The following is a 5,941-nucleotide window of genomic DNA, read 5'->3' as shown; positions in this document are numbered from 1 at the left end:
CCGCGGCCTGCGGGTTCGGGGGCGGACGGGGAGCGGGCCCGTTCCCCCGAGGGGGCCCGGCCGCGGGGTGTCGACAGGAGAGACGTCCGCGGCCGGGGAGTGGCAGGGTCAACCGAGCAGGCCGGCCTTCTTCCAGAAGTAGCGGCCCAGGCCGGTGATGGCACCGGCGGTGTCCAGGGTGCTCACCACCTTGCGGGCGGCCCAGGTCTTGGTGCCGATCCAGTGGGGGTTGTCGCGGGCGACCCGGGAGGCCTCGCGGGGGTCGAGTCCGACCTGCGCGTACACCTTGGGGTTGATCAGCCGGGTGGCCGAGTAGTAGGTGACCAGGCCGAGGATGATCCGGCTGTAGGCCCGGTTGAGCGGGCCGCGCGTGGCCCAGTCGCGCTGGAACTCCTCGCGGGCGTAGCGCATGTGCCGCGCCTCCTCCACCACGTGGATGCGCGAGACCGAGCGCACCAGCGGCAGGATCTGCTCGTCGGGCACCGCCTCGCGCTGGAGCTGGTCGAGGACCTCCTCGACGAACAGCGCCCCGGCGAAGATCAGCGGGCCGTGCGCGATGGTCTTGAAGAGGTTGCCGAGGTGGAAGGCGACGGGGTCGAGCTTGTGCGTCTGCCAGCCGAGCTTGCCCACCATCTTGGCGAACATCACCGTGTGGCGGCACTCGTCGGCGATCTCGGTGTAGGCGTACTGGACGTGGTTGGTGCTGGGGTCGTGGTGGTAGGCGTGGCGGACCAGCATCTGCATGAGGATGGTCTCGAACCAGATGCCGATGGTGGCGACGCTGGCGATCTCCAGCCGGGAGAGCTCCTTGCGCTGCTCCTCGGTGAGCCGGTCCCACAGGTAGGTGCCGTACAGCGAGAGGCGCTCGGGGCGGATCGCCCACATGTCCTTGTCCACGGGGGCGTCCCAGTCGATCTCGACGAGCGGGTCGAAGGAGGCCTTGGCCGAGCCGCGCAGCAGGCGCTTGGCGATGTCCTCGCGGTCGGTGATCTTGGGCTTGGCGGTGATCTCAGCGGTCATCTGTGTGTTCCTCCTCAGGACGCGTCCGGCCGGACCAGGGGGTTGGCGTGCCGCGAGTGGAGTCCCCGGGCGATCTCCGCGTCGCCGAAGGCGCCGTCCGACAGGAGCAGGCCCACCTGGAGCGACACGATCTGTTCGGTGGTGCCGGGGAAGTGCCGGAACAGGTGGAGCCCGGCGGTGCCGAGCGCGGTGGAGGCGGTGTCGCGGCGGGCGTACCTGGCCCCGGCCGCGCGGACCACCGCCATGACGGTGTCGCGCGCGCTCTCGGCGGGGACGAGGCCGTCGAGGGCGACCCCGGTGGCCCGGGAGCTGTTGTGGATCGGGGTGTCGACGTAGCCGGGGTGGACGGTGGTGACGCCGATGTGCGAGCCGTACTCGGCGCGCAGGCAGTCGGCGTAGGCGGTCAGCGCCCTCTTGGAGACCGTGTAGGCCCCGGCGAAGGGCAGGGACAGGTTCGCCAGGAGCGAGGCGGTGACGAGGACGCGTCCCCTGCTGCGCAGCAGCGCGGGCATCGCGGCGGCGGTGACCCGCCAGGTGCCCAGCAGGTTGACCTCCAGCGCCTGGTGCACGTGGACGTCCGGGGCCTGGCCGATGTCCACGGCCGGTCCGACGCCCGCGTAGTGGATCAGCAGGTCCAGGCGTCCGTCGAGCCGGTCCAGGGCCTCGGCGACCCCCTCGCGCACCTGTGCGTCGTCGGTGATGTCGCAGCCGACGACTCCGGGGGCGGGCTTGCGGTCGATGCCGACCACGTTCACACCGAGGTGGCGGAGGACGGCCACCGTGGCGCTGCCGAACGCGCCGGAGGCGCCGGTGACGAGGGCGTTCTGGCCGGGCAGTCGTCGCAGGTGACGCGGCAGGGGGGTCCTCATGTGATCTCCTCCACAGTTCCTGCCGGAACGTTACAACGGGCATTGTCACAATGCAATGGGGTGACGCGGGAAATTTACTGACGAGTAAGGTTCGCGGTTGTCCCTAGGCTGGACCCATGGCCGAATACCGCATTGACGAACTCGCCCGGCTCGCCGACACGACGGTGCGCAACGTCCGGGTGTACCAGGACCGTGGCCTGCTCGCGCCTCCCCGCCGGGAGGGCCGCGTGGGCATCTACTCCGAGGCGCACCTGGCGCGTCTGCGGCTGATCGGCCAACTGCTCCGGCGCGGTTACACCTTCGCCAACATCGGCGAGATGTTCCGGGTGTGGGAGCGCGGAGGGGACCTCTCCGACATCCTGGGCTTCGAATCGGCCATAGGGGACGCCTGGAGCGACGAGATCGCCGGCTACCTGACCATGGGCGACCTGCGCGAACTCTTCGGCCACGGCGTCACCCCCCGCACGGTGAAGCGCTCCCTGGACCTGGGCGTGCTCGAACGCGACGGGCTGCGCTTCCGGGTGCCCAGCCCGCGGCTGCTGCACGCCGGGGTGGAGCTGGTGAAGCTGGGCATGACCGTGGACTCGGTGCTCGACATAGCGGAGAACCTGCGCGACAAGGTCGGCCACGTCGCCGAGCACATGGTCCGCCTGGTCGCCGACCACATCATCGCCGAGTACGCGCCCGGCACGGTGGTCCGCAGCGAGGAGACCGCCGAGATGGCCGAGCTGATCCGCCGGGTGCGCCCGCTCGCGCAGCAGGCCGTGGACGCGGTGCTGGCGCAGGCGATGGCGGAGAACCTCACCAACGTCATGGGGGAGCACTTCGCCCTGGCGATGGAGTACCTGGACAAGGAGGGCGTCGGAGGGGGCGCGGCGGCGCCGCCGAAGGGCTGACGGGGGTGCGCCTGGAGGCCTTCGGCGCGCTCGTCGGCCACCGCGTCCTCCGGCTGCGGCTCCTGGTCCACTGCCGCATCCCCCGAAGACGTCTCCGGGTCCACTCTCGCGTCCCCCGAAGGCGACCCCGGGTCCACCACCGTGAGCGGGAGCGGGGTGGTGAACCGCAGTTCGGCGAAGGCGCCGGCCGGGACCGCGGGCGGGGATCCGCCTCCCCCGCCCGCCCGCGGGTTCAGGCGGGGATGATCCCCTCGACGATCCGCAGGACCTCCCCGGGGTCGCCCTCGGCGGTCAGGTCCTCGCTCGCCTCCACTTCCTCCCAGTAGGCGTCGTCCACGTAGGAGAGCCAGACGATCACGCCGGGCTCGGGGCAGAAGACCGCGGTCGAGCCGTTGTAGTGGCCGTCGCCGTCGGGGAGTTCGCGGGCGGGCGAGTCGGGGAACTCCTCTTCGAGTGTGGAGCCGAGGAGTTCGTAGTAGGCGTCGGCGTCGGCGAGGTCGTCGCGCCGCATGACGGAGACGTACAGGGCGGAGACGGCGACGGCCTCGCGTTCGGGCATCACCTGGTCGTTGTCGTCGACCAGGTAGTCCACCTGGACGGTGTCGGCCAGCCACGAGCGCTCGACCTCGTGCAGGTCGGGGACGACGTGGCCCTGCGCGGCGGCCAGGGCGGTGTGGTCCAGGTCGTAGGGGGTGCCCCCGACGTCGTCGGGCAGGTAACCGACCTCGTAGCCGTTGAGGTCGCCCTCGGCGGGGAAGTACCCCTGGGCCTCCAGGAAGGGCGCGGCCTCCTCCAGGGACAGGTCCTCGGAGGGCGCCTGCCCGTCGGCTCCCAGGGGAGGGAGGGCGTCCTGCTCGGTCGCCTCGGCCTGGACGGTCCCGGGTTCGGGTGCACAGGCGGTGACCGCGAAGCCGAGGAAGGCGAGGGCGCCGAGCGCGAGCATGTGCGGTTTGTTCGTCACGACCCCATCTTCGGCGCGTGCGGTCGCGGGCGCATGAGTACGGCGGCCGGTCCGCGCTGAGGTAGTGGCCTCTTGCGCGGAGCCGCGCGGTTTGCTAAAGCGTGTTCGGTGGACCCCGAGTCCCGAATCTGCGGCTCCCCATCCGGCTAGGCGCACGGCCCGACCGGCCCACCCGACAAGATCCACCGAACACGCCCGGGAGCGGTTCCCCGGTGCCGCCGGGGCGCCCGCCGTCCCTGTGGACGACCGGCCCCGGGGCGCCGGCCTCACGTTCGTGCGTCCTCCCCATCGGCCCCGGTCTCCCCAGCGGCCCCGGTCGTCCCGCCGACGGCCGCCGCGTCCGCTGACGGCGCCTCCGAGTCCACCACCGAGAGCGGGAGCGGGGCGGTGAACCGCAGCTCGGCGAAGGCGCCGGCCGGAACCGCCGGGGAGGCCGGGAACACCGGCCCGACCCGCCGGTACCGCTCGCCCTGCTCCGGACGGGTGTCCTCCTCGCCCTTGTTGGGCCACATCGACATCGCGCGCTCGGCCTGCGCGGTGATGGTCAGCGACGGGTTCACCCCCAGGTTCGCGGTGACCGCCGAGCCGTCCACCACGTGGACGCCCGGGTGGCCGTACAGCCGGTGGTAGGGGTCGATGACCCCGGTCTCCGGGCTGTCGCCGATCGGGCAGCCGCCCAGGAAGTGCGCGGTCATCGGGACGTTGAACACGTCGCCCACCGTGCCCCCGGGAAAGCCGTCGATGCGCTCGGCCAGCCGGGTGGCCGCGTCCTGCCCCGCGGGGATCCACGTCGGGTTCGGCTCACCGTGGCCCTGCCGGGAGGTCAGCCTCTTCCTCCCGCCCAGCGGCCCCCGCCGCACCGACGTCGTCAGCGAGTTGTCCAGCGACTGCATCACCAGGCCGATGATGGTCCGCTCCGACCAGCGGCGGGCGGAGAGGCTGCGGGCGAACACCACCGGGTGGCGCGCCGCCAGCCCCAGGAACCGCAGCCAGCGCGGGATCCGCCCGCCGCCGGGCACCTGCATCGCGGTGAGCAGCGCCATCGCGTTGGAGCCCTTGCCATAGCGGACCGGTTCGATGTGGGTGTTCTCGTCCGGGTGGATCGAGGACGTGATGGCCACGCCCCGGGTCAGGTCCTCCTGCGGTCTCACCCGGCGGGTCATCGCGCCGACGAGAGCCTCGGAGTTGGTGCGGGTGAGCGTGCCCAGCCTCGCCGACAGGCGGGGCAGCGCGCCCGAGTCGCGCATGCGGTGCAGCAGCGTCTGGGTGTTGTAGGTCCCGGCGGCCACGACCACCTGGCGGGCGGTGAACGTGCGGGCGCTCGACCGCCGCCGGGGCGCGTCGGTCCTGACGGTGTCGGCGGCGAAGCCGCCGCCCGGCAGTTCGCGCAGCCGCTCGACGGTGGTCAGCGGGTGCACCTCGGCGCCGTCGCGCTCGGCGAAGTACAGGTAGTTCTCGGTCAGGGCGTTCTTGGCGCCGTGGCGGCATCCGGTCATGCACTCCCCGCACTCCGTGCAGGCACGCCGGTCGGGGCCCGCGCCGCCGAAGTAGGGGTCCCCCACGGACGCGCCGGGCTCGGCCCGGCGGCCGTCGCCGTCCCGTCCGTCGCCGAAGCACACGCCCACCGGGGTGAGACGGAAGGTGTGCCCCACGCCCATGTCCTCGGCGATCGCCTTCATGTGCACGTCGGAGGGGGTGACGGTGGGGTTGGTGCGCACGCCGAGCATGCGGCGGGCCTGGTCGTAGAACGGCGCCAGCTCCGACTTCCAGTCGGTGATGTGCCGCCACTGCGGGTCCTCGAAGAACGGGTCCAGCGGGTGGTACAGCGTGTTGGCGTAGTTGAGGGAACCGCCGCCGACGCCGGCCCCCGCCAGGATCACCACGTCGCGCAGCAGGTGGATGCGCTGGATGCCGTACATACCGAGCCGGGGCGCCCACAGGAAGTTGCGGACGTCCCAGGACGAGGAGGGCAGCGTCTGGGGCGTGAAGCGGCGCCCCGCCTCCAGGACGCCGACGCGGTAGCCCTTCTCGGTGAGGCGCAGGGCGCTCACCGAACCGCCGAAGCCCGAGCCCACGACCAGGACGTCGTAGTCGAAGCGGTCGGCGCGGTCACCGGTCGCGGATCCGGTCTCGGCCCTGGTTCCGGTTGGGGTTTCGGCCGCGGTCCGTGAGGTGGGAGCGGAGGAGCTGGGGGT

5 protein-coding genes are annotated in these 5,941 nt (G+C 72.3%); 1 reads left to right on the top strand and 4 read right to left on the bottom strand.

From position 1 onward, the window contains the following. Window positions 1-108: 108 nt before the first annotated feature. Window positions 109-1,020 (bottom strand): diiron oxygenase, encoded by a 912-nt coding sequence (locus tag DQW06_RS18760; RefSeq protein ID WP_013151514.1) that lies wholly within the window; start codon window positions 1,018-1,020, stop codon window positions 109-111. Window positions 1,021-1,034: 14 nt separating this feature from the next. Continuing rightward, complete coding sequence (locus tag DQW06_RS18755) at window positions 1,035-1,889, bottom strand: SDR family oxidoreductase (RefSeq protein ID WP_013151515.1); 855 nt, start codon at window positions 1,887-1,889, stop codon at window positions 1,035-1,037. 116 nt (window positions 1,890-2,005) lie between these two features. On the opposite strand from DQW06_RS18755, the gene DQW06_RS18750 reads away from it, so the two are divergent. Next, the gene (locus tag DQW06_RS18750) at window positions 2,006-2,785 is read left to right on the top strand and encodes a MerR family transcriptional regulator (protein ID WP_117199011.1); all 780 of its coding nucleotides are present in this window, start codon (window positions 2,006-2,008) and stop codon (window positions 2,783-2,785) included. A gap of 232 nt (window positions 2,786-3,017) precedes the next feature. On the opposite strand, the gene DQW06_RS18745 is transcribed toward DQW06_RS18750, so the two are convergent. Beyond that, window positions 3,018-3,746 carry a hypothetical protein gene (locus DQW06_RS18745; protein WP_157983485.1) on the bottom strand — a complete coding sequence of 243 codons (729 nt, stop codon included), beginning with the start codon at window positions 3,744-3,746 and terminating at the stop codon, window positions 3,018-3,020. A 266-nt stretch (window positions 3,747-4,012) separates the two neighbouring features. Continuing rightward, a partial coding sequence (locus DQW06_RS18740; protein WP_370449102.1) for a GMC oxidoreductase occupies window positions 4,013-5,941 on the bottom strand: 1,929 nt, incomplete at its 5' end.

Source organism: Nocardiopsis sp. TNDT3 (assembly GCF_003427465.1).
Taxonomy (GTDB): Bacteria; Actinomycetota; Actinomycetes; order Streptosporangiales; family Streptosporangiaceae; genus Nocardiopsis; species Nocardiopsis dassonvillei.
Note: the sequence above shows the minus strand (reverse complement) of the source record. Positions and strands in the feature narration are given on the sequence as shown.